Genomic DNA, 24,010 nt, shown 5'->3' with positions numbered 1-24,010 from the left:
ATGCGGAACGCCCGTACGAAGATCCTGACCGTCGTGCGTACGCCCGTGGGGGCCTGTTCGGCCGCGCTGCTGGTGCTGTTGCTCACCCTTGCCCTGTTCGCGCCCCTGCTCTGGGGCGACCGGGCATCGGCGGTGGACGTGGACGCCCTCCAACAGGGGCCGACCGGCGCGCACTTGCTCGGCACCGACAGCCTGGGGCGGGACATCCTCGCCCGCGTCCTCGTCGCCACGCGCCTCTCGCTCCTGCTCGCCGTGACGGCGACGGCGATCGGGGTGGTGGCCGGCACGCTCCTGGGGACGGCGCCCTCCGTGCTCCCCCGGTGGGCGGGGCGGCTCGTGACCTCGGTGGTGAACATCGCCGTGGCCTTCCCCGGGCTGCTGCTCGCCCTGTTCTTCGCCATGATCTTCGGGGTCGGGGCCAAGGGGGCGGTGCTCGCCATCGGACTGGCCATGGCGCCCGCCTTCGCCCGGCTCACGCAGACGCTGGCCGCGGGGATCGCCGGGCGGGACTTCGTGGCCGCGGCGCGGGTGGCGGGGGTGGGGCGGTTCCGTCTTCTCGTACGGCATGTGCTGCCCAACATCGGTGAGCCGCTGGTGGTCAACGCCACCATCGGCGCGGGCATGGCACTGCTCGCCTTCGCCGGGCTCTCGTTCCTCGGCATCGGGGTGCAGGCCCCGGACTACGACTGGGGGCGGCTGCTCGGCGAGGGGCTCAACCAGATCTACGTCAATCCCACGGCCGCCCTCGCGCCGGGTGTCGCCGTGGTGGTCGCCGGGCTCGCGTTCAACCTGTTCGGGGAGACGGTGGCGGGGGTGGTGGGGGCGCGTTCCACGGTGCGCTTCGCGATGCCCGCTGCCGCACCTGCTCCCGCGCCTGCCTCCGCTGCCCGCGCGTCCACGGAACCCGCCGACGGCGGGCCCGTGCTGGTCGTGGAGGATCTGCGCGTCGCCTTTCCCGGGGCTGCCGGGCCGGTGACGCCGGTGCGGGGTGTCAGCTTCACCGTCGGCGCCGGGGAATCCGTCGGCGTGGTCGGTGAGTCCGGCTCCGGGAAGAGCCTGACCGCGCTCGGTGTCTCCCGGCTGATCGAGGCGCCCGGAGTGGTGTCCGCGGCCCGCCTGGAGTTCCTCGGGAAGCCGCTCCTGGGGGTGCCCGAGGCCCAGGTGCGCGGGCTTCTCGGTACGTCGCTGGCGCTGGTGTTCCAGGATCCGATGACCTCCTTCAACCCGACCCGGCGGATGGGACGCCAGCTCGCCGAGGTCTCCGAGCAGCATCAGGGGCTCTCGCGCGCAAAGGCGCTCACGCGGGCCGTCGAGCGGCTGCGCGAGGTGCGGGTGCCCGCGGCCGAACGGCGGGCACGTCAGTATCCGCACGAGTTCTCCGGCGGCATGCGGCAGCGGGCGATGATCGCCATGGGGCTGATGGGCGAACCGCGCCTGGTCATCGCCGACGAGCCGACAACCGCGCTGGACGTCACCGTGCAGCGACAGGTGCTGCGACTGCTCGCCCAGGTGCGGGAGCACGAACGCGCGGACGGTCAACAGGGCGGCCAGGCCGCGCTGTTGCTGATCAGCCATGACATCACCGTCGTCGCGCAGAGCTGCCGCAGGGTCCTGGTGATGTACGCCGGGCGGATCGTGGAGGAGCTGCCCACCGCCGACCTGCGCACGGCCGCCCGCCACCCCTACACCCGGGCCCTCCTCGCCTCCGTACCGGCGCTCGACACCGACCGGGACGCGCCGCTCGCGCTCATCCCCGGGCGGCCGCCGGAGCCCGGCCAGGTGGGCGCGGGCTGCTCCTTCGCGGCGCGCTGCTCGTTCGCCGACGAGCGGTGCCTGACCGAGGACCCGGTACCGGAGGACGTGGGCGCCATCAGCGGCGTCCATCGCGTGGCCTGCTGGCATCCGCAGGGCGCAGGGCCCGCGATCCGTCCCGGAAGCGGTGCGCAGGTCGACGTCGAGGCCGCCGGAGGTGGCGTATGAGCGAGCTGGTCTTTGAACAGGTGAGCGTGCGGTACGGAAGCGGGCGCGGCCGCCTGACCGCCGTCGACGGAGTCAGCCTGACCGTGCCGTCCGGTCAAGTGGTCGGCCTGGTGGGCGAGTCGGGGTCCGGGAAGTCGACGCTCGCCCGCAGCGCCGTCGGCCTCGCGCCGATCAGCGCGGGACGGGTACTGCTCGACGGCACCGACGTACGGCGGCTGTCGGGGCACCGCCCGTTGCAGATGGTCTTCCAGGACCCGCACTCCTCGCTGGACCCGCGCATGAGCGTCGGCGCCTCGATCGGTGAGGCGATGCCGCGCGGCGACCGCGCCAAGGAGAAGCGGGCCGAGGTCGCGCGGCTCCTCGAACTGGTCAATCTCGACCCCGGCCGCGCCAAGGCGCTGCCCGCCCAGCTCTCCGGCGGCCAGCTTCAACGCGTCGCGCTGGCCCGCGCGCTGGCCGGGAAGCCGCGGGTGGTGATCGCCGACGAGATCACTTCCGCGCTCGACGTGTCGGTCCAGGGCGCCGTGCTCAATCTCGTACGCGACGTACGGCAGCGTCTGGGCCTGTCCATGCTGTTCATCTCGCACAATCTCGCCGTCGTGCGCTACCTCAGCGACATCATCGCCGTCATGTACCTGGGGCGGATCGTCGAGGCGGGCCCGGCCGAGCAGGTGCTCCGCGACCCTCAACACCCCTATACGCGCGACCTGTTGAGTGCCGCCCCGTCCTGGAACACTCCGTTGTTCGAGGACCTCGGTGTCGCCGGAACCGCCGACGCCGAGCCGAGCGACCCGCACCGCCCGCCGCCCGGCTGCCGCTACCACCCGCGGTGCGCTCTCGGCCCCCTCGCCCGGGACGGCCGCGACCTGTGCCGCACCGCCGACCCCGCGCAGGACGCCGAGCGGCGTCCGCACCGGGCGGCCTGTCACTTCGCGGGGGAACCCGCCGAACCGAAGGGAGCCCGGACATGACCACGGCATCGAGCGAGGCCGCCGAACTGCACCGGCGCAGCGTCGTCGCCGACACCCACAACGACCTGCTGTGCGCGGTGACGGCCCGGCCCGTCGACCGGTGGGCGGAGTTCTTCCGGCAGCGGTGGCTGCCCCAACTCCACGCGGGCGGCGTGAACGTACAGGTGCTGCCCGTGTTCATCGACGACACGTACCGGCCCGAGGGAGCGCTGCGCCAGACGCTGCGCATGATCGAGGCCGCGCACCGCCTCGCCGAGGGCAACGCCGACGCGGTCCGGCTCTGCGGCGACGGCGCCGAGGTGGACGCCGCCCTGGCCGACGGCAGGATCGCGCTCGTGCTCGCCCTGGAGAGCGCGCCGGGCGTCGCCGAGGACGTCGAACTCCTGGAGACGCTCTACCGGTTGGGCGTACGGATCGCCTCCCTCGCGCACTTCGGGCGTACGCCGCTCGCCGACGGCAGCGGCGAGGACGCGGCCGGGAGCCGGCTGACGCGGGCGGGCGTCGCCGCGGTCGCCGAGATGGAGCGCATCGGCATGATGTTCGACATCAGCCATCTCGGCGCCGCCGGGGTCGACCACGTGCTGGAGCTGGCGTCCCGGCCGGTCATCGCCACGCACTCCTCCGCGCGTGCGCTGCGCGACCACCACCGCAACCTCACCGACGACCAGCTGAAGGCGACCGCCGCGAACGGCGGCGTGGTGTGCGTGAACTTCTTCGCCCCGTTCCTGCACGAGAGCGACTACACCCTCGACCGGCTCGTCGACCACATCGAGCATCTGGCGGACGTCGCGGGCCTCGACCACGTGGGCCTCGGACCGGACTTCGTCCAGGAGGTCATGGACGACACCATTCCGCCCTGCTGCGCGCACCCGGTCATCGAAGGCGTCCGCACCGACCAGTTCCTGCCCGGCCTCGAAGGGCCCGCCGGGCTTCCGCTGGTGACCGAGGCACTGCTGCGGCGCGGCTGGGACCACGGCGACGTCGCGCGGGTCCTGGGCGGCAATGTGCTGCGTCTCTTCCGCGAGGGTCTGGGCCAGCCCGCCTCCTGAACCACCACCGCCCCCGACTTCCGACCTTTGAGGAGGTGGCGCACCGTGACCCCACGCCTGCGCATCGACGACCTGTACGACCTCGCGGTGCCCGAGCAGCCCGCGGTCTCGCCGGACGGCGCCGAGATCGTGTACGTGCTGCGCACCGCCGACCGTGCCGCCGACCGGGACGTGCGCACGCTGTGGCAGGTCGGCGCCACCGGCGGCGCACCCCGCCAACTGACGCGCGGCACGGCGGACGTGGCGCCCGCCTGGTCGCCCGACGGGACCCGCCTCGCCTTCCTGCGCACCCCGGGCGACGGCCCCGCGCAGGTGTGGCTGCTGCCCGTGGCGGGCGGCGAGCCCGAGCAGCTCACGACGCTGCCGCTGGGCGCGGGCGCGCCGGTGTGGAGCCCGGACGGCAGTGCGCTCGCGTTCACCGCGCCGGTCGACCCGGGCGCTTCTCACGCGGAGGGTGACAGCGCACGCGCCACGGCGCCCGTCGTCGCCCGGCGCCTGGGCTACAAGGCCGACGGCGCGGGACTGCTGCGCACCATCCGCACCCACCTGCACGTGGTGCGCGTCGCCGACCGCGAGGTCCGGCAGCTCACCCGCGGCGACTGGCACGCAGGCGCCCCCGCCTGGTCGCCCGACGGAACCCGCCTGGCGTTCCCCGCCGCACGCGAGGAGGACGCGGACCTGACGTTCCGCAGCGCGGCGTACGTCATCGACGTGGGGCCGCGCTCCGCCGAGCCGGTGCGGGTGGGCTCGGCCGACGGGCAGGCGGCGGCCGTGACGTGGACGGCGGACGGCGAGGCACTCCTGGTCGTCGGCTCGACCGGTACCGCCGTCGGCCACGCCCGGCTGCTGCGTGTGCCGGTCGCCGGGCAAGGAGCAGGACCGCCCGTCGACCTCACCGGCGCCCTGGACCGCAACGTCATGCTCGGCGGGCCCGGCTACCCCGGCGCGCCGCCCCGGCTCACCGCCGACGGAGACCACGTACTCGTCTGCCTGCGGGATCGCGGCAGCACGCGGCTGTACGTCGCCGACGCCGACGGGAGCGGCATCCCGCGGTGCGCGGTCGGCGGTGACGCGCTCCAGGTCAGCGGGGTGTCCACCGCGGGCGGCACCGTCGCGGTCGTGCTGTCCACCGCGACCTCCTACGGGGAGATAGCCACGGTCGACCTCGCCACCGGCACGCTGGACACCCGCACCGGGCACGGCGGCTACGACGGCGCACCCGAGCTGTTCGTGCGCGAGGAGCGGGAGTTCACCGTCTCCGACGGCACGGTGGTGCACGGCTGGCTGGTGCGCGACCCGGCCCTCGACGGCCCCGCTCCCCTGCTCCTGGACATCCACGGCGGCCCGCACAACGCGTGGAACGGCGCGGCCGACTCCGGGCACCTCTACCACCAGGTGCTCGCCGCCCGCGGCTGGACGGTGCTGCTGGTCAACCCGCGCGGCAGCGACGGCTACGGCGAGGAGTTCTTCACGGCGGCGCTCGGCGGCTGGGGCCTGCGCGATGCCGGGGACTTCACCGAACCCCTCGACCAGCTCGTCGCCGAGGGCATCGCCGACCCGCGCCGCCTGGCCGTCACCGGATACAGCTACGGCGGGTTCATGACCTGCTATCTGACCAGCCGTGACGACCGGTTCGCCGCGGCCGTCGCGGGCGGCGTGGTCAGCGATCTGACCAGCGTCGCCGGGACGTCCGACGCCGCGCATCTGCTCGGCGTGGCCGAGCTCGGCGGCCCGCCGTGGACGGACCGCGAGCACTACGCGCGCCAGTCGCCGCTGACCCACGTCGACCAGGTGCGCACCCCGACCCTCGTCGTGCAGGGCGGCGACGACGATCGCTGCCCCGTCGGGCAGGCCGAGCAGTGGTTCACCGCGCTGCGGGCGCGGGGTGTTCCCACCGAACTGGTGCTGTACCCGGGCGGCGCGCATCTGTTCCCGCTCGACGGCCTGCCCTCCCACCGGGCCGACTTCAACCGGCGCGTCGTGGACTGGGTGGAGCAGTACGCCGGGGTGCCCGGACGGCCGCGCAAGGTGCCCCTCGACACGGCCCACTGGCAGCGCCGCCTGGCCGAACTGGCCACGGCGCACAAGGTGCCCGGCGCGGCCCTCGGCATTCTGCGGCTCGGTCCGGACGGTGTGGAGGACGACGTACTCCAGGCCCATCACGGCGTCCTGAACACCGCCACCGGCGTGGAGGTCACCGACGACTCGGTCTTCCAGATCGGGTCCGTCACCAAGGTCTGGACGGCGACCGTCGTCCTGCAGCTCGTCGACGAGGGCAAGCTGGACCTGGACGCCCCGCTCGTCGACGTCCTGCCCGACCTGCGCCTGGCCGACCCGGCCGTCACCAAGCAGGTGACGATGCGGCATCTGCTCACCCACACCAGCGGCATCGACGGCGACGTCTTCACCGACACCGGCCGCGGCGACGACTGCCTGGAGCGCTACGTCGAACTGCTCGACGAGACGCCGCAGAGCCACCCCCTGGGCGCGACGTTCTCGTACTGCAACTCGGGCTTCAACCTGGCCGGTCGGGTCATCGAGAAGCTGACGGGTCTCACCTGGGACGCCGCGCTGCGCGAGCGGCTCTTCACGCCGCTGGGCCTGAAGCGCGCGCTGACGCTCCCGGAGGAGGCGCTGCTCCTGCGCGCCGCGGTCGGCCATGTCGCCGAGGGCGACGCGAAGCCCGCGCCCGCCCCGGTGTGGGGGCTGCCGCGCTCGGTCGGCCCCGCCGGTCTCATCAGCGCCGACACCGCGGACGTGCTCGCCTTCGCCCGGCTGCATCTGACCGGGGGCCTGGGCCCGGACGGCACCCGTGTCCTGAGCGAGAAGAGCGCGGCACAGATGGCCGCCCACCAGACCGACCTGCCGGACCGGCACACCCTGGGCGACTCCTGGGGCCTGGGCTGGATCCGGTTCGGCTGGGACGGACAGCGGCTGTACGGGCACGACGGCAACACCATCGGCCAGTCCGCGTTCCTGCGGGTGCTGCCCGACCAGGGGCTCGCGGTGACGCTCCTGACGAACGGCGGCAACACGCTCGACCTGTACGAGGACCTGTTCCGGGAGATCTTCGCCGACGTGGCGGGGCTCACCATGCCCCGCCCCCTGGCTCCGGCCGACCGGCCGCCGACCGTGGACGGCTCCCGGCACACCGGGGTCTACGAGCGGGCCGGCGCGCACATCGAAGTCCGCGCGTCAGGCGGTGAGTTGAGACTGCGGCAGACCGTGACGGGGCCGCTGGCCGAGCTGGACCCCACGCCCACCCAAGAGTTCACGCTCGTCCCGGTCGGCGCATCCCGGTTCGTCTTCCAGCAGCCCGGCAAGCAGACCTGGGTCCCGGTGACCTTCTACACGCTGCCGACCGGCGAGCCGTACCTCCACTACGGCGCCCGCGCCACCCCGAAGGTGGGCTGACATGACCGTCCCCGCACCGCAACCGGCTGCGCTCGTACGCGACTTCGAGGCCGCGCTGCCCAAGATCCTCGCCGACATCGAACTCCTGGTGCGCTGCGAGTCGCCGTCCGCCGACCTGGCGGCCGTGGCCCGCAGCGCCGAGCTGGTGGCCGAGGTGGGGGCCGCGCATCTGGACGCCACCGCCGAGCGCGTCGTCATCGACGGGCGCACCCATCTGCGCTGGCGGCTCGGCGAGGGGCCGCGCCGCGTCCTGATCGTCGGGCACCACGACACGGTGTGGCCCCTCGGGTCGCTCGCCACCCATCCGTTCGGCGTCGAGAACGGCGTGCTGCGCGGGCCCGGCTGCTTCGACATGAAGACCGGCGTGGTGATGGCGTTCCACGCCCTGGCCGCGCTGGACAGCACCGACGGCGTGACCGTGCTGATCACCGGCGACGAGGAGCTCGGCTCACCGTCGTCCCGCGCGCTCATCGAGGCCGAGGCGCGCGGCTGCGACGCGGCCCTGGTCCTGGAGGCGTCGGCGGACGGCGGCGCCCTGAAGACGGAACGCAAGGGCGTGTCCCTGTACGACGTGCTGCTGCGGGGCCGCGCCGCCCACGCGGGGCTCGAACCCCATCTCGGCGTGAACGCGAGCGTCGAGGCGGCCCACCAGATCCTCGCCGTCGCGGCGCTCGGCGACGCCGCCGCCGGGACCACCGTCACGCCGACCGTGCTCACCGCGGGCACCACCACGAACACCGTGGCCGCACAAGGAGAGTTCGCCGTCGACGTGCGGGTGCGCGACACCGCCGAGCAGGACCGGGTGGACACCGCGATGCGGGCGCTGCGCCCGGTGCTCGACGGCGCCCGCGTGGAGGTCGTCGGAGGCCCCAACCGGCCGCCCATGTCCGGCGACGCGTCACGGGACCTGTTCGCCCGCGCCGCCCGGATCGCCGACGACCTGGGCGTCGGACCGCTCCGCGCGGTCGCCGTCGGCGGCGCGTCGGACGGCAACTTCACCGCGGGCGTCGGCACCCCCACCCTGGACGGCCTCGGTGCCGTCGGCGGCGGCGCCCACGCCGACCACGAACACGTCGAGGTGGCCCACCTGCCCCGACGGACCGCCCTGCTCACGGCACTGCTGCGGGAACTCCTTGATCACGCCCAGCGCCCCCACGGCAAAGAAGATGACACCAGTGATTGATCTGTCCAGCGATCTGTCCAGCGACAGGGGCCGCCCCGCCGGCGCGGGAGCCGTGGCCGGTGAGGCGGTCGCCGCGGCGGAGTCCGCGGCCCGCTCGGCCCGCGTTTCCGTACGGCAACTCGCCGACCTGGCCCACCTGGAGGCCGTAGAGAGCCTCTACGAGGGGATCTGGCGGCCGGACGGGAAGGCCCCGCCCGTGACGACCGAGCTGCTGCGCGCGCTCACCAAGGCGGGCAGCTACGTGGGCGGCGCCTTCGACGGCGGCGAACTCGTCGGCGCCTGCATCGGGTTCTTCTCGCCGCCCGCCGAAGCGGCCCTGCACAGCCACATCGCCGGCGTGGCCGCGGGGATGCGCGGCCGCAACGTCGGCTACGCCCTGAAGCTGCACCAGCGTGCCTGGGCCCTGCGGCACCAAGTGGCCGAGATCTCCTGGACGTTCGACCCGCTGGTGCGCCGCAACGCCTACTTCAACCTCGGCAAACTGGCCGCCGCGCCCACCGAGTACCTGCCCAACTTCTACGGCCCGATGAACGACGGCATCAACGGCTCCGACGACACCGACCGCCTCCTGGTCACCTGGCGTCTCGCCGCCCCCGAGGCCGTCCTGGCCTGCGCGGGGCAGCGCCCCGCGCCGCGCACGGCGGGCGCCGTCACCGGCCTCGGCGTCTCGCCGGAGGACCGCCCGGTCCTCGGCACCCTCGAAGGCCCGGCCGTCCTGGTCGCCGTACCCGGCGACATCGAGAAGCTGCGCGCCACCGACCCCGCCCTGGCCGCCGTCTGGCGCTCCGCCCTGCGCGACGTCCTGGGCGGACTGCTCGCGGACGGGGCACGGATCACCGGCTTCGACCGGGCGGGCCGGTACATCGTCGAAAGGAAGAACACGTCATGAAGGAACCCGGCATGAAGGAACACGGCATGAAGCTCACCGGAGTCGAGATCCGCCGCGTCCGGATGCCGCTGGTGGCGCCGTTCAGGACCTCGTTCGGCACGCAGACCGTCCGCGAGGCCCTGCTGCTGCGCGCCGTCACGCCCGACGCCGAGGGCTGGGGCGAGTGCGTCGCGATGAGCGATCCGCTGTACTCGTCCGAGTACGTCGACGCCTGCGCGGACGTGCTGCGCCGCTTCCTCGTCCCCGCCCTCACCGGCGGCAGGACCCGGCTCGACGCGTCCACGGTCGCTCCCGTGCTCAGCCCCTTCAAGGGGCATCTGATGGCGAAGGCGGCCCTCGAAATGGCGGTCCTGGACGCCGAGTTGCGCGAGCGCGGCGTACCGCTGTCGCGGGAGCTGGGTGCCGTGCGCGATCGGGTGCCCTGCGGGGTTTCGGTCGGGATCATGGATTCGGTGCCGGAGCTCCTGGAGGCCGTCGCGGGGTACCTCGACGACGGCTACGTACGCATCAAGCTGAAGATCGCGCCCGGTTGGGACGTCGCCCCGGTGCGCGCCGTGCGTGAGCGGTTCGGCGACGACGTGCTGCTCCAGGTCGACGCGAACACCGCCTACACCCGCGCCGACGCGCGCCACCTGGCCCGGCTCGACCCGTTCGACCTGCTCCTCATCGAACAGCCGCTGCCCGAGGACGACTTGATCGGCCACGCGGAGCTGGCCCGTCAGGTGCGTACGCCGATCTGCCTGGACGAGTCCATCACCTCGGCCCGCGCCGCCGCCGACGCGATCGCCCTGGGCGCCACGAGCATCGTGAACATCAAGCCGGGCCGGGTCGGCGGCTATCTGGAGGCCCGCCGCATCCACGACGTGTGCGCGGCCCACGGAGTGCCCGTGTGGTGCGGCGGGATGCTGGAGACCGGGCTCGGCAGGGCCGCGAACGTCGCCCTGGCGGCGCTGCCCGGCTTCACGGTGCCCGGGGACACCTCCGCCTCCGACCGCTACTACCGCACCGACATCACCGAGCCGTTCACCCTCGACGACGGCCACCTGCCCGTGCCGGCCGGGCCCGGCATCGGCGTGGAGCCGCTCGCGGACGCCCTCGACGCGGTGACGGTGTCCACGGAGTGGCTGCCCGCCTGATGCCGACGCCGCGCACACCCCTGTCGTACGCGAGGAACTCCCCGTAAGATCGCCACCCATCCGGCCTATACGACGTATAGGACGTGTGACGCCCAGAAAGCCGTCTCTCGCCCCACGGGAGGAAGCGTGCTCATACCGGTGACCACCCATCCGCGAGCCAGCCTGCGGCGCGTGCTCGAGGACCTGGGTCCCACCCTCCTGGACCTCGTGTGCGGCGACCCCGACGGCGCCGATGACATCGGCGGCGTCGTCATCCACGACCCGCACGACGAACCGGTGCCGCCCCCGCAGGCGCTCGTGCTCGGTGTCGCCGTGCACGACCCGGTGCAGATCGTCCTGCTGCTCGACGCCCTCGGCACGCAGGGTGCCGCGGGGCTCGTCGTCCGCGCGCCCGTCGCCGTCGACGAGAAGATCACGGAGGCGGTGCGGCGCTCCGGGGTCGCGCTGCTCGGCCTGACGCGCGGTGCGTCGTGGGCACAGCTCGCCGCGATGCTGCGCGCGCTCATCGCCGAGGGCGACGTCGGCGAGAGGGGCCACGAGACGCTGGGCGGGGTGTCGTCCGGGGATCTGTTCGCGCTGGCCAACGCGGTGGGCGCGCTCCTGGACGCACCCGTGACCATCGAGGACCGCAGCTGGCGGGTGCTCGCCTTCTCCGGCCGGCAGGACGAGGCCGACCCCTCGCGCGTCGAGACCATCCTCGGCCGCCAGGTGCCCGAACGCTTCACCCGCGTCCTGGAGGAGCGCGGGGTCTTCCAGGCCATGTACCGCAGCGACCGCCCCGTCTATGTGGAGCCCCTCGTGGAGGTGGAGGGCGGCGATCTCAGCCTGCCGCGGGTGGCCCTGGCCGTGCGCGCCGGTGACGAGATACTCGGCTCCATCTGGGCCGCGGTCCACGGACCGCTCAGCGCCGAGCGCGACCAGGCCCTGCGCGACGCGGCCAAGCTGGTCGCGCTGCATCTGCTGCGACTGCGCGCGGGCGCCGACGTCGAACGGCGGCTGCGCGCCGACCTCGTGGGCACGGCCCTGGAGGGCGGGCCGGGCACGGCCGAGGCCGTCGCCCGCCTCGGGCTCGCCGAACAGCCGGGCGTGGTGCTCGCCCTCGCCGTCGCGGACCGCGCGGACGGCGAGCGCTCCGTCGCGCGGCACGCCCGGTACGTGGCCGAACGGCAGCGCCTCGCCGACGCGTTCGCGATGCACCTGACCGCCGTCCACCCCCGCTCGGCCGCCGCGCTCGTCGGTGACGTCGTCTACGGGATCGTCCCGGCACCGGCGGGGCGTCCCGACCCCGAGGAGCGGGCCGCCCGGGTCGCCGACGAGTTCCTGGAACGGGTGGGCGAGCGGCAGGAGTTGCTCGTCGGGGTCGGCCCGCTCGCGCGGGAGAGCACCGCCCTGCCCGCCTCCCGCGCAGGCGCCGACCGGGCGCTGCGGGTGCTGCGCGCGGGCGAGGGGAAGCGCTCGGTGGCCCGCATCACCGACGTACTCGTCGAGTCGCTGCTCCTGGAGCTCACCGACGTGATCGCCGAACGCGGCGACCCGCCGTCCGGCCCCGTGGCCCGGCTCGGCGCGTACGACGCGGCGCACCACACCTGTCTGGTCGAGACGCTGCGGGCGTGGCTCGACGCGTTCGGCGACGTGGCAGCGGCGTCCGCCGCCGTCCATGTGCACCCGAACACCTTCCGCTACCGGCTGCGGCGGCTCGCGGAGGTGGGCGGCCTCGACCTGACGGACAGCGACGCGCGGTTCGCCGCGATGCTGCAACTGCGGCTGTGGCCGCACGCGCGACGGTCCTAGCAGTTCACCCCACCGGTTTGGTGCCGGACGATGGAACGGGCCCTCCCGCATGGTGCGCGCGGACGAATCGCCGCCCCCGGACCGCGGCCTAGCCTCGCTGCCAGCTCGACCGAACCACCCGATGGACGAGGGAGACGAGGGAGACGCATGTCGAGGACACCGTCGAAGGCGCGGACACCGTCGGGAGCGAGGACGCGAGGACGACTGGACGCGCTCCAAGGCTGGTTGAACGGACGCCTCGCCGATCTGCTCGCCGAGAACCAGGTGCCGGGTGCGGCCGTCGCCGTGAGCGTCGGCGACGCGGTGATCGACGCCGCCGCCGGCGTCCTCAGCAAGGACACCGGCGTCGAGGCGACACCGGACTCCCTCTTCCAGATCGGCTCGATCACCAAGGTCTGGACGACGACCCTGGCGATGCAGCTCGTCGACGACGGGAAGCTGGACCTCGACACGCCCGTGCGCGACCATCTGCCGGACTTCAAGCTCGCCGACGACGAGGCCGCCGCCCGCATCACCGTGCGGCAGCTGATGTGCCATGTCGCCGGGTTCGAGGGCGACTTCTTCACCGACACCGGCCGGGGCGACGACTGCCTGGAGAAGTTCGTCGCCACGCTCGGCGACACCCCTCAGCTGTTCACGCCGGGCGAGCGGTTCTCGTACAACAACGCCGCCTACTGCGTGCTCGGCCGGATCGTCGAGGTGCTGCGCGAGAAGCCGTACGACGCGTGTCTGCGCGAGCACCTCTTCGCCCCGCTGGGCCTCACCCACGCGGCCACAGGACCCTACGAGGCGATCCTGCACCGGGCCGCGGTCGGCCACATCCGGGCCACCCCGGACGCCGAGCCGCGGCCGGCCCAGGTGTGGGCGCTCGCCCGCTCGAACGCCGCGGCGGGCGCGATGCTGGCCATGCGGCCCCGCGACCTGCTGACGTTCGCCCGTATGCATCTGGCCGACGGCCTGGGCCCGGACGGCGGGCGCGTGCTCGGCGCCGACAGCGCACACGCCATGCGCCGACGACAGGCGGACGTACCGCCCTTGGGGCTCATGGGTGACTCCTGGGGCCTCGGCTGGGAGATCTTCGACTTCCCCGGCGGCACGGTCGTCGGCCACGACGGGGGCACGATCGGCCAGTCCGCGTTCCTGCGTGTCGTACCGGGCCACGACATCGCGGTGGCGGTCCTGACCAACGGCGGCGACCCGCTCGCCCTTTACGCGGAGATCGTCGGCCGCGTCCTGCACGACCTCGCCGGCATCGAACTTCCCGCCCTGCCGGTGCCGGACCCCCAGACGCCGCGCGTCGACGCGTCGCGGTACGTGGGCACGTACGCGTCGTCGGCCGCCGACACGGTGGTCAGCCAGGACGACGAGGGCCGGGTGTGGGCCGAACGGACCCCGAAGGGGATCTTCGCCGAGATCGGCGGCGGCCAGGAGCGGATCGAGCTGGTGGCGTCCGCGTGGGAGGACACGCTGATCTCCGTGGCCCCCGAGAACGGCATGCACCGGCTGCACGCGTTCGTCGGTGACGACGGCGAGGGCCACGCGCAGTTCCTGCACACGGGGCGCGCCGACCGCAGGGTGGGGCCATGAGCGAGGTGGCCGAGCAGATCGAAGGGGTCTTCGCGGAGTCGGGCACGCGCGGCTTCCTGCACGCACACGAGGTGGGCCGCGCGGACGGCCCCGAGGTGGCGGTCGGCGCGGACGAGCCGGTGGTCCTCGCGTCGGTCTTCAAGATCCCCGTCGCGGTCGCGTACGCCCGTGAAGTGGCCGCGGGCCGCCTGGACGAACAGGAACGGACGAGGATCCCCGCACGCTTCCGGGTCGGCGGGATCGGCACGGCGGGCTGCGCCGACGACGTGGAGATGACGTGGCGGGACGCGGCGCTGTTCATGCTGACGATGAGCGACAACGCGGCCACCGACGTCCTCTACCACCGACTGGGAGGGGCGACAGTGGACGGGCTGCTGACCGAACTCGGCCTCTCCCACACGCGGTTGATCGGCTGCTGCGAGGACCTGTTTACGTCGCTGGCGGCGGATCTCGGCGGGGCGGGGGCGGGGGCGGGGGCTTCGGGGGCTGCCGGCGGGGCGTACGGCGCTGATGGGGCCGGCGGGGCGGGCGGCTCGGGCAGCCCTGGCCCCCCTGGCGATGAGCCCTTCGACTTCGAGGGTCTGCTCGCCGCCGCGACGCCCGAGCAGATCTGGCGCAGCGCCGTGCTCGATCCCGCCCGCACATCGGCCTCGACCCCGCGCGACACGACCCGGCTCCTCGACGCGATCTGGACCGACCGGGCCGGTCCGCCCGAAGCCTGCGCGTGCGTACGGAGCATGATGTCCCGTCAGATCTGGCCGCACCGCCTCTCGTCCGGCTTCGCGTCCGGTGTCACGGTCGCCGCGAAGACCGGCACGCTGCCCGCCGTACGCAACGAAGCCGGAGTGGTGACCTGCGCCGACGGCCGCCGCTTCGCCGTGGCCGTCTTCACCCGGGCCGCCACGCTCGACGAACGGCTCCCCGCCGTCGACGCCTCGATCGGGCGCACCGCCCGCCTCGCCGTCGACCATCTGCGCCGGTACACCGCCCGAGGCTGAGGCAGCAGCCCGCCCGCTGAACCACCACACCGCAGGGAGACACGGATGAGATCTGCGCGGATCGCCGCGGCGGTCATCGGCGTCGCCGCTCTGGGCCTCACCGCTTGCGGCGGGGCGCCGGACGCCGGCGGCCCGGCGGCGTCGGGCGGCAGCCTGGCCGACGGCAGGAGCTTCACCATGGCGCTGCCGTCCGATCCCGGCACGCTCGACCCGGCGATGACCGTCATGGCGGGTGCCATCCAGGTCGACCGCTTCCTCTACGACCCGCTGATCCACGTGGCCAAGGACGGCGGCGTGACCGCGGGCCTCGCCGAGAAGTGGGAGGCGGACACCACCACCGCCCGCTTCACCCTGCGGCCGGGCCTCACCTGCGCGGACGGTGCGCCGCTGACCGCGCGGGACGTGGCGGCGAACATCGCGTTCGTGGCCGACCCGGAGAACAGGTCGCCGCTGGCCGGCGTGTTCGTGAACCCGGGGACCAAGGTGAAGGCGGATTCCAGGACCCGCAAGATCACCGTCACCAGCAAGATCCCCGACGCCTTCCTGCTGCGCAACGTCGGCATGGTGCCCATGGCCTGCCGCAAGGGCCTGGCCGACCGCGGTGCGCTCGCCCAAGGGCAGCACGGCACCGGCATGTTCACCCTCACCGAGGCGGTGCCGGGCGATCACTACACCCTGACCCGGCGCAAGGACTACACCTGGGGCCCGGGCACATGGAAGGCCGGGCAGAAGGGGCTGCCGGACAAGGTCCACATCCGCGTCATCGCCAACGAGACCACCGCGGCGAACCTGCTGCTGTCCGGCGAACTGAACGCCGCGAGCCTCGGCGGACCCGACCAGCAGCGCCTCCTGGGCCGCGGCCAGTTCCACGCCGACTCGGCCTCGGCGCGGGGCGAGATGTGGTTCAACCAGGCCCCGGACCGCCCGACGCGGGACGAGCCGGTGCGCCGCGCACTCGCCAGGGCCGTCGATCTGGGGGACATCGGCAAGGTGCTCACCGCGGGGACCGGCAAGCCGTCGCGCAGCCTCATCAGCATCGATCCGAAGGCCTGCAAGGACGACACGGTGGCCGGAAAACTGCCGACCCACGACGTGCGCGCGGCCAAGTCGCTCCTCGACGAGGCCGGTTGGAAGGAGACCGCCGATGGCGTCCGGGTGAAGAACGGCAAACGCCTCACCCTGACCCTCGTCTACTCCAGCCAGCTGGGCCAGCCGGCCGCCTCCGCGGCCGAGCTGGTCCAGAAGGCCTGGCAGGACGTGGGGGCCGACGTCACGCTCAAGGGGGTCGACAACACGGGCATCAACCAGGTGGTCGCGGGCAACGCGTCCTGGGACGCCGCCGTCCTGCCGCTAGGCCTGGCGCTCCCGCCCCAGCTCAGGCCCTTCGTCTCCGGACCGAAGCCTCCGGACGGCACGAATTTCGCCCACATCGAGAACGAGACGTACGCGGCCCTGGCCGACAAGGCCTCGCGCATGCCGGGCACCAAGGGGTGCCCCACCTGGAGCCGCGCCGAGTCGGCGCTGGTCGCTTCGGTCGACGTGGTGCCCTTCGTCGACGCCGTCGTGCCGACGTTCGGGGCGGGCGCACGCTTCGAGATGAGCCACGGCAGCATCACGCCGTCGTCGGTCCGGATGTACGGAAATTGAACAGGAGGTGTCATACAGGTGGCCGCGCCCGCGGACGACGGCCCTCCAGCGGTCTCGTAACCAAGTGACGCTACGCTGCCCCACGGCAAGGGAGTGATCACCCCTCGCACTCACACCTCCCGTATCCCCCATCACATGACCGCACCCGCAGCCCATGATCCGTAGTTGGACGGCGCAGTTTCCATGTCTTGGCTTGAATCCTTCATTCTCGGGCTCGTCCAGGGACTGACCGAGTTCCTCCCGATCTCGTCCAGCGCGCATCTGCGGCTGACCGCGGCGTTCGCGGGCTGGCACGATCCGGGGGCCGCGTTCACCGCGATCACCCAGATCGGCACCGAGGCCGCCGTGCTGATCTACTTCCGCAAGGACATCGCGAGGATCATCTCCGCGTGGTTCGGCTCCCTCTTCGGCAAGGTGCCGCGCTCGGACCACGACGCGCAGATGGGCTGGCTGGTCATCGTCGGCTCGATCCCGATCGGCGTGCTCGGCGTCACGTTCAAGGACCAGATCGAGGGCCCGTTCCGCGATCTGCGGCTCATCGCCACGACGCTGATCGTGATGGGCATCGTCCTCGGCATCGCCGACCGCCTGGCGGCCCGCGACGAGACCGGCGGCAAGCACCGCGCCGTAAAGGAACGCAAGAGCCTGCGGGAACTGGGCGTCCGCGACGGCCTGATCTTCGGCATCTGCCAGGCGATGGCCCTGATCCCGGGCGTATCGCGCTCCGGCGCCACGATCAGCGGCGGCCTGCTCATGGGCTACACCCGCGAGGCGGCAGCCCGCTATTCCTTCCTGCTCGCCATCCCGGCCGTCCTCGCGTCCGGCGCCTTCGAACTCAAGGACGCGGGCGAGGGCGGGCACGTGTCCTGGGGCCCGACGATCTTCGCGACGATCATCGCCTTCATTGTCGGATATGCCGTAATTGCGTGGTTTATGAAGTTCATTACGACCAAGAGCTTCATGCCGTTCGTGTACTACCGCATCCTGCTCGGCATCGTGCTGATTGTGCTGGTCAGCATGGGTGTACTGAGCCCACACGCGGGCGAATCCGCGGGGTAGAGCGGGCTCTAGAGGGACCGCACAGGTAGCGCTATCTAGCATTTTCTAGCGCCTGAATGCAGCACCACGCCATGATCATCTCCCACTTGTCTCCCACTCATCTCCCACCGGGGAGGCGGGAAACGCCCTCTTAGGGCGTGTGCGTCCGCAAAGTAGGGGATGACGCGGAAGGGCCCTCACAGCTGCTGCTGTGAGGGCCTTTCCGTGCGAGGGCGGAGCGGGTCAGCTGGGGCTCATGTCCGGTCTAGGCCGCAACCCTCTCCACGAGGAAACGCAGCTGCTCGTCCACCGTGCCCCAGGCATGGTCGGTGAGGTCGCCCAGCGCGGCGGCGGCCGTGAGAGTGAGCCGACCGAGGCGTGCCTCCGCGTCCTTCACACGTTGCCGTACGGGCCGTTCACGACGCTCATGCAGACCGACCCGCGGGCCGGTCACCGTCACGGCCTCCAGCTCGAACCCTGCCGACCCCAACGGAACACGCTCCTGCAGGTCCGCCGGTGGATCGCGGAGGGCGCCGACTCCCTGACCCTCCAGCCCGTGATGACGACCGGGGACGTCCTCGTGCCTCGGCTGCTCGTCCACGCCCTCGCCGGGACCACCCTGCCGAGGTGCCGGCCGAGCTACGTCATCGGGGCGGAGCTCGGCAACCGTCGTCGGTGCGAGCCCGTGCGATTTGTCCATGCCCTCCCCCACCAGGCCTCACGGTCGGCTGCGACCTGCTGCTGCGCGGATCAACACGGCGATCCGCCGACTAATGAAGGAGCCCACCACACCCCGGCGCGCGGCGGAGTACGAGCGCCTACTGCTCGAGTGGGAGAAGGCCACCCAGGCCAACGTGGTCAAGGCAGCGTGACGCCCGAGCACCCCGCCGACTGGGCGGGTCCTACTCAAGTTGAACTGGTGATGTCGGCGCCGAGTTGATCACGTTGGTGTGCTGGCCAGACCCCGCGAGTCGCACCAGTCCTCGAAGCCGAAGGGCTCAGCGGTACGAACCCGGGCTCGGGTGCGTGCCGCCCAGGTGCTGACCCAGGCTTCTCCGGTCGACGTCGCCTCATCGATCAGCGCGCGCAGGCTTACTTCAGGCATCGTTCGTAGACGCGTACGCACGGCGTTGCCAGCTAGAAGGTACAGGCATCCGATGAAGAACTGGCCGAGGGCACTACCCCTCCGCTGCCAAGGTCACGAACAGCGAGCCGAAGGCTGGGCGTGTTGCGAGGATGCCCCAGTCCTGGGAGACCGGGGGCTACACTCCGAGGCCGCGTAGGCCCAGGCGCTCATCTCCTCATGCGTTGGAGGGACTCCATCTTCGAAGGCGGGTTCTGGGCTCACGGCGCCCATAAGCGAAGTTAGCCGATCGCTACCAGTGGCGCGCTAATCCGGGGACGGCGGGGCGAGGTTGCCGATGCCGCGCTTGACCACCGATGCACTCCGGGGGCCGAAGCCTCTGCTCTCCGATGTCCATCAAAGCGGACCCAGCCCAACAAACCCCCCGGAGCATCGGGCGGTTTCTGTGTGTGCGCTCAGGTCAGCGCAGGCCGTCTGTGTCGTAGTGCTCTTCGCCGACTGGGAGTGGCCGGCGGTCGTCCCCCGGGTCCTCGCTGTAGATGACCTCGGAGGATGCTTCTTGGAAGTTGAGCCTGAGCTGCTCTTCTACCCGATTGATACGTCGGTGTCCCGCTATGGGCATCTTCGAGTTCCGGTGGTGTCCCTGAGGAGACGTTTTGCTGCCACCGGCCGGACGCAACAACGACGCTGATCGCCGAAGCCCCCAGCAAGACACCGATGAATACACCAGCCGAGACACGCATCGGCCTCCACCAAGACCCTTGACGGCCTCACACGAGTACGCCCCGTCCCCGACGCGGAACAGCGACACGGGAGCGGTCAGCCGGTTCGCCACCACTACCTCGATCACCCGACCGTGCGTAACGTCCGCCCGCGAATCCGGTGGCCGCAGCCCGTCGACGATCCCCGCTACGTCCAGCCGACGCAGAAACTCAGCCGCGACAGGCAGAGCGTACAGGCGCTTGCTCACCACGGACTCCATCACGACCCCCACGCGAGGGCACTCCGTCCCTGGCCTTGGGGACCAGCAAGCCATCGACACACCCGGACCAGCGCGGCTACACCGGCAAGACCGTCGAACCATCTGATTCAGCGACCCAGGAAGTACGCACCCAGCGCCCCGTCATCCGAGCGTGCGCACAGGCGTTTCCACAGGTCAGCAGACATTTCCGCACCTAGGGCGAGGAATACCGCCACCTGCAATCTCAACACGCTACGCAGCATCGAGATGAACCCTGCGGGTTCCACAGCTATTAGCAAGAGGTAGATTTCCACGGCCTCTGCTGCGACCGCATCCCGAATCAGCTCGGCAGCTCTCGCGTCGGATGATGTGAAAGCTGGCGCATCATCAGTGGCTGATCCTGAACTGGCAGCCCATGACTCGGGAGCCATGCGCGCAGCGGGCAGCACATTCGGAGCGCCACCCTGGGTGGCCAGCGTTCCAAAGGGAAAACTGCGCAGTGCAGCGGACCGCTGAGCGATGATGTTGCCAGAGTGACGGAGTCGATCGGGGGGCGCCTGCCATGTATCTGAGCCGCGTCAAGGTGAGCGGTCTACGCGCGAGCGCAGAGAAGCCAATGAGCTGCGAACTTCCTGGCAGGTTCAGTGTGATGATCGGGCCCAACGGCGCGGGTAAGACCACACTCACCGACGCGATCTACCTCGCGCACCCAGGAAACCGGTTTCCAGTGCTCCCGAGGCCGACTTCAGCCACGCTGGCATCGCCTGATGCCGGCGTCGAGCGCAGCGTCGACATCGCGTACGCCCTGGCCGACGACCTCCACGCCGAGGGGCGCCTCGGCCGCGAGCTTCACACCACAGGGCACCGGCGGCTCGGCGGAGAAGCTGAATCCTGGAGTGTCTCTCTTCACCGACAACTGGGAACAGTCACCTCGCGCCTGACAAGCAGCCACGGCCTCGCCCGGAAGATCGACCAATTCAAGCTGATCTATCTTCCCGCCTGGCGTCATCCACTGGACGAACTGGCGCGCCGCGAGGTGCGCATCCTGGTGGAGCTGCTACGCGCACGGCAGCAGGAACTCCATGGCAGCCGCAACCTGGTAGCTCTACGCGCCCGCGCGTCACGGCTATTGGAGGATCTCGCCAAGGACAGTTTGATAGACGCCGTTGAGGCACGCATCGGCGAGCAGTTGGGCAGACTGTCCGCCGGCGTGAACCCACAATGGCCCTACGTGCGAGGCCAGGTCATCGACGACACCTATCTCGCCCGCGTCCTGGAGATCATGCTCGCCGTGATCGAAGGCCGCTCCGCAGCCCGTCCTCTGGAGGTCTCTGGCCTTGGGTACGTCAACCTGCTGCATATTGCCGTGACGTTGGCTGCGATACCTGATTCCACCGAGGTTCCCCTCGCCTCAACGAACCCACCGGAGAGCGGCGAGCACCAATCCCCATCCGAGGAGGAGCAGGCGCGGCAAGCGTTCGAGAACCTGGCGCAAGCACAAGCTGAGGCGGCCTCCGAGGAAGACTCTTTCTTCTCTACGGCCCCGTTTCACGCAACGGTCATCATCGAGGAGCCAGAAGCCCATCTCCACCCTCAGCTGCAGCACTCGTTGGTCCGCTACCTGCGCAGAACCGTCAAGGCGCGCCCCGAGCTACAGGTGATCCTCACCAGTCACGCGACTGACGTCATCACAGCCTGCGACCCCACCGAGCTCGTCGTCGTGCGTCGCACCGACCATGGAAGTGTGAGCCACTGCGTCAAGGACGTTGTCCCAGACCAGCATCGCGATGCCACGCTCCGCATGGCCAGATTGCACCTGGACGCGAGTCGTTCGTCGGCTCTCTTCGCCGAACGCCTACTCCTAGTGGAAGGCGTTACCGAGGGCGCGGTGGTGCGTGAGTTCGGTCGTGCCTGGGCAGGTGACGATGAAGCCAAGCAAGCCTTCATTGATGCCCTGAGCATCGTCCCGATGGGCACCAAAGTCGGCCAGTGGGCTGCCCATCTCCTGGCGACACCGGGCAAGGAACTGTGCACGAAGCTGGCGATCCTCCGTGACAGCGACAGCGACCTTCCCTTCGACAGCACACGCGACATGCCCAGGTGGGCTGCAGAGCACGACACGTCCGTGGTCCGGGTCTTCATCAGTCATCCCACCCTTGAGCCAGCGATCACTCCGGGCAACGAGGAGCTTGTCGCGGAAGCCCAACAGGAGGTCGACCCAAACCATCCATTGGCCGAAGTCACCGCCGACAACGTTCGGTCCTACTTCGCCAGCCGGAGGGCCGGAAAGGACGGCGAGGAAGCAGTCAAGGAAGGCCGGGGTGCGCGGCGTAAGGCCGAATTCGCCCTCGCTCTCGCCGCGGCGCTCCGGGAAGCCAACAGCGCCGATCGCGAGGCGGACGACGGCTTATCCCTCGTATCCGTACCCGATCACCTTGAAAAGCTCTTCGCCTTCCTCTATCCAGCCGCGCCAGACTCCCCCAGCGATCTGACGTCCGAAGACGCCGCCATGGAACCGCCCGAGTGGCTTGCTCCCGACAACATCTGGGACCGATTGCCTGACGTCATCGACTGGGATGACGACCTCGACGACCCGGCGTACTGGCCAGAGGACGAGCTTATCGACGCAGAGCACGAGCTCGAGTTCGATGTCGCGGCAGGCGAGGTGGAGGAAACCGCGAACTGGGACAATCCTCTGCGCTCACATCCGATCCGGCAGAACCACACGGCAGGCCGCCAGTCAGGAGGCTGGCCCACGCAAGCGATACCCGGAGCCTGGCCGCAGGAACAGGACAATGTCTAGATCCAGCACGGGGCTTCATACGCTGACACCCCAACAGCTCACGGCGAGTGGCAGCCCCCATGACCGCGTCTACATCGAAGCAGCGCCCGGCTCTGGAAAGACCACTGTGTCGGCCCTGCGCTTCGGCCTGCACCGCTTTGCCGCCCTCACCGACGCACGGGCTGTCGTAGCGCTCAGTTTCACCAGGTCAGCCACCGAGGAATTGCGTACGCGGGTCGCCCGGCAATGGGGTTCGGCCGCACTGCGCTGGCCGCATCGCGTCGTGACCCTGGATACTCTTCTGTGCGACCTGCTCTTCCACCTACTCGATGGAGGCGTTCTGCACTGGCCAGGAGGACACACGGAACTTGACGTGTTGGACTCATGGCGGTCGACCCTCCCGACAAAACCCGGCCGCATAAGGCCCATTCTGCAGGTCGACTGCGGCCACGTCGTCATAAGAACCGTCAACGAGCCCCAGAACGCCAGCCACCCTTCAGCCCTGCACTTCAAGGGAGCCGTCTCGGCCGGCACGTGCACCCATGACAACGTACGTGAGGTTCTTCAGGGGGCCCTAACAGCTGATCCCGCGCGCCGAGCACTAATCTCGTACTTCGAGAACTCGGTGCGCTCGTTGACCGTAGATGAGGTGTTTGACGCCAACGATCTGGACCGGGAGATCTTCTCACTCGCTGCCTCAGCGTCCAGTTCTCTCACCTTGGTCGGAGATCCATGGCAGGCCCTCTACCAGTTCAGAGGCGCTCGTCCCGCTGCCATGGCGGCCTACATAAGCGAGAACGGCTTCTTCACACACTACTTGGACGACTCCTTTCGGTGGGGAACCGACAGACAGGCATGGCTTACACAGCGCCTACGACGACGCCTGCCCGTCACACTGCAGGCCGGATCTCCCCGCGATGCCGATATGGTCCTCGCCCTCAAGTGGAAGGAACTATGGGAGTGCGATCCACACGTCCTGCCCCTCGCTATCAAGCCAGGTGTCGGTCAGGTTCAAGAAGCGCTCTGCACTCTGCTCCTCAATGAGATCGCACAGAATGCGCTGAGCATGCAGGCAGTCTTTCTGCACGACGCTCTGGTCACGCTCGGGCTGGAAAGGGAAGTGTTAGCGACAACGCTCCGCCCCTGCCTGCAGTCCGCGATAACTGACCTCAAGTACGGCGACCAACCGGCCATGGTGTGGCAGAGACTGACACGTAGTCTCGCTGTGCACATTCCGGCAATCGCTACAACCCAGCTCACACGCAAGCCACTTCGCGCCCTCAATCGTCTACAACTCCGGCTCGCAAACGACCGGGTGATACCCGGCCTTACCGCCCACCAGTCCAAGGGACGCGAGTGGAACACGGTAGCCGTCAGGATAAGCCCGGCAGACGCTGCGGCCCTGGCGCACGGCCTCGACCCTGCACGGTCAGACCATCGTGCCCTGTACGTGGCACTCACGCGCGCCCGTCTCAACACCATTGCCCTAACTTGAAAATG

Annotated in this window: 16 protein-coding genes; 14 read left to right on the top strand and 2 right to left on the bottom strand. The window is 70.8% G+C overall.

Going from position 1 to position 24,010, the window contains the following annotated elements:
• The 12 genes from ACIGXX_RS35970 (at position 1) to ACIGXX_RS35915 (ending at position 17,704) form a co-directional block, all read left to right on the top strand.
• Positions 1–1,980, top strand: coding sequence for a dipeptide/oligopeptide/nickel ABC transporter permease/ATP-binding protein (locus ACIGXX_RS35970; protein ID WP_361469299.1), 1,980 nt, complete (start codon positions 1–3; stop codon positions 1,978–1,980).
• The gene (locus ACIGXX_RS35965; RefSeq protein ID WP_399982155.1) at positions 1,977–2,951 is read left to right on the top strand and encodes an ABC transporter ATP-binding protein; all 975 of its coding nucleotides are present in this window, start codon (positions 1,977–1,979) and stop codon (positions 2,949–2,951) included. The genes ACIGXX_RS35970 and ACIGXX_RS35965 overlap by 4 nt, the downstream gene beginning before the upstream one ends.
• A complete protein-coding gene (locus tag ACIGXX_RS35960) occupies positions 2,948–4,000 on the top strand; it encodes a dipeptidase (RefSeq protein ID WP_351169923.1) in 1,053 nt (350 codons plus the stop codon). The genes ACIGXX_RS35965 and ACIGXX_RS35960 overlap by 4 nt, the downstream gene beginning before the upstream one ends.
• 45 nt (positions 4,001–4,045) lie before the next feature.
• The gene (locus ACIGXX_RS35955; RefSeq protein WP_399982149.1) at positions 4,046–7,414 is read left to right on the top strand and encodes a serine hydrolase; all 3,369 of its coding nucleotides are present in this window, start codon (positions 4,046–4,048) and stop codon (positions 7,412–7,414) included.
• Between the two features lies 1 nt (position 7,415).
• A complete protein-coding gene (locus ACIGXX_RS35950; RefSeq protein ID WP_399982146.1) occupies positions 7,416–8,597 on the top strand; it encodes a M20 family metallopeptidase in 1,182 nt (393 codons plus the stop codon).
• Complete coding sequence (locus ACIGXX_RS35945; RefSeq protein WP_399982143.1) at positions 8,590–9,486, top strand: GNAT family N-acetyltransferase; 897 nt, start codon at positions 8,590–8,592, stop codon at positions 9,484–9,486. The genes ACIGXX_RS35950 and ACIGXX_RS35945 overlap by 8 nt, the downstream gene beginning before the upstream one ends.
• Positions 9,487–9,512: 26 nt before the next feature.
• A complete protein-coding gene (gene menC / locus ACIGXX_RS35940) occupies positions 9,513–10,622 on the top strand; it encodes an o-succinylbenzoate synthase (protein ID WP_399982295.1) in 1,110 nt (369 codons plus the stop codon).
• 171 nt (positions 10,623–10,793) lie between these two features.
• Complete coding sequence (locus tag ACIGXX_RS35935; RefSeq protein WP_361469314.1) at positions 10,794–12,413, top strand: helix-turn-helix domain-containing protein; 1,620 nt, start codon at positions 10,794–10,796, stop codon at positions 12,411–12,413.
• A gap of 147 nt (positions 12,414–12,560) precedes the next feature.
• Complete coding sequence (locus ACIGXX_RS35930) at positions 12,561–14,000, top strand: serine hydrolase domain-containing protein (protein ID WP_399982139.1); 1,440 nt, start codon at positions 12,561–12,563, stop codon at positions 13,998–14,000.
• Positions 13,997–14,998: a serine hydrolase gene (locus ACIGXX_RS35925; protein WP_399982136.1), complete on the top strand. Its 1,002-nt coding sequence runs from the start codon at positions 13,997–13,999 to the stop codon at positions 14,996–14,998. The genes ACIGXX_RS35930 and ACIGXX_RS35925 overlap by 4 nt, the downstream gene beginning before the upstream one ends.
• Positions 14,999–15,043: 45 nt before the next feature.
• On the top strand, positions 15,044–16,645 hold the full coding sequence (locus ACIGXX_RS35920; protein ID WP_399982133.1) for an ABC transporter substrate-binding protein: 1,602 nt from the start codon (positions 15,044–15,046) through the stop codon (positions 16,643–16,645).
• A gap of 183 nt (positions 16,646–16,828) precedes the next feature.
• Positions 16,829–17,704: an undecaprenyl-diphosphate phosphatase gene (locus ACIGXX_RS35915; protein WP_399982130.1), complete on the top strand. Its 876-nt coding sequence runs from the start codon at positions 16,829–16,831 to the stop codon at positions 17,702–17,704.
• 244 nt (positions 17,705–17,948) lie between these two features.
• Here ACIGXX_RS35915 and ACIGXX_RS35910 read toward each other — a convergent pair whose 3' ends face one another.
• Positions 17,949–18,173, bottom strand: a complete 225-nt coding sequence (locus ACIGXX_RS35910; RefSeq protein WP_399982127.1) for a hypothetical protein — start codon at positions 18,171–18,173, stop codon at positions 17,949–17,951.
• 1,054 nt (positions 18,174–19,227) lie between these two features.
• Positions 19,228–19,737: a hypothetical protein gene (locus tag ACIGXX_RS35905; protein WP_399982123.1), complete on the bottom strand. Its 510-nt coding sequence runs from the start codon at positions 19,735–19,737 to the stop codon at positions 19,228–19,230.
• Positions 19,738–20,377: 640 nt separating this feature from the next.
• Between ACIGXX_RS35905 and ACIGXX_RS35900 the strand changes: the two genes are divergently transcribed.
• Entirely contained in the window at positions 20,378–22,531 is a 2,154-nt protein-coding gene (locus ACIGXX_RS35900; protein WP_399982120.1) for an AAA family ATPase, read from the top strand.
• The gene (locus ACIGXX_RS35895; RefSeq protein WP_399982117.1) at positions 22,524–24,005 is read left to right on the top strand and encodes a UvrD-helicase domain-containing protein; all 1,482 of its coding nucleotides are present in this window, start codon (positions 22,524–22,526) and stop codon (positions 24,003–24,005) included. Before ACIGXX_RS35900 ends, ACIGXX_RS35895 begins: the two co-directional genes overlap by 8 nt.
• Positions 24,006–24,010: the final 5 nt, after the last annotated feature.

Origin of the sequence: Streptomyces sp. NPDC055243, from assembly GCF_044544025.1 — a bacterium.
Lineage (GTDB): Bacteria > Actinomycetota > Actinomycetes > Streptomycetales > Streptomycetaceae > Streptomyces.
The sequence above is the reverse complement of the archived record's forward strand: the minus strand, read 5'-3'. Positions and strand labels throughout refer to the sequence as shown.

Coding starts and splice junctions, on each gene's coding strand:
- ACIGXX_RS35970 (WP_361469299.1), top strand. CDS start 1: ATGCGGAACGCCCGTACGAAGATCCTGACCGTCGTGCGTACGCCCGTG.
- ACIGXX_RS35965 (WP_399982155.1), top strand. CDS start 1,977: ATGAGCGAGCTGGTCTTTGAACAGGTGAGCGTGCGGTACGGAAGCGGG.
- ACIGXX_RS35960 (WP_351169923.1), top strand. CDS start 2,948: ATGACCACGGCATCGAGCGAGGCCGCCGAACTGCACCGGCGCAGCGTC.
- ACIGXX_RS35950 (WP_399982146.1), top strand. CDS start 7,416: ATGACCGTCCCCGCACCGCAACCGGCTGCGCTCGTACGCGACTTCGAG.
- menC (WP_399982295.1), top strand. CDS start 9,513: ATGAAGCTCACCGGAGTCGAGATCCGCCGCGTCCGGATGCCGCTGGTG.
- ACIGXX_RS35930 (WP_399982139.1), top strand. CDS start 12,561: ATGTCGAGGACACCGTCGAAGGCGCGGACACCGTCGGGAGCGAGGACG.
- ACIGXX_RS35925 (WP_399982136.1), top strand. CDS start 13,997: ATGAGCGAGGTGGCCGAGCAGATCGAAGGGGTCTTCGCGGAGTCGGGC.
- ACIGXX_RS35920 (WP_399982133.1), top strand. CDS start 15,044: ATGAGATCTGCGCGGATCGCCGCGGCGGTCATCGGCGTCGCCGCTCTG.
- ACIGXX_RS35915 (WP_399982130.1), top strand. CDS start 16,829: ATGTCTTGGCTTGAATCCTTCATTCTCGGGCTCGTCCAGGGACTGACC.
- ACIGXX_RS35900 (WP_399982120.1), top strand. CDS start 20,378: ATGATCGGGCCCAACGGCGCGGGTAAGACCACACTCACCGACGCGATC.
- ACIGXX_RS35895 (WP_399982117.1), top strand. CDS start 22,524: ATGTCTAGATCCAGCACGGGGCTTCATACGCTGACACCCCAACAGCTC.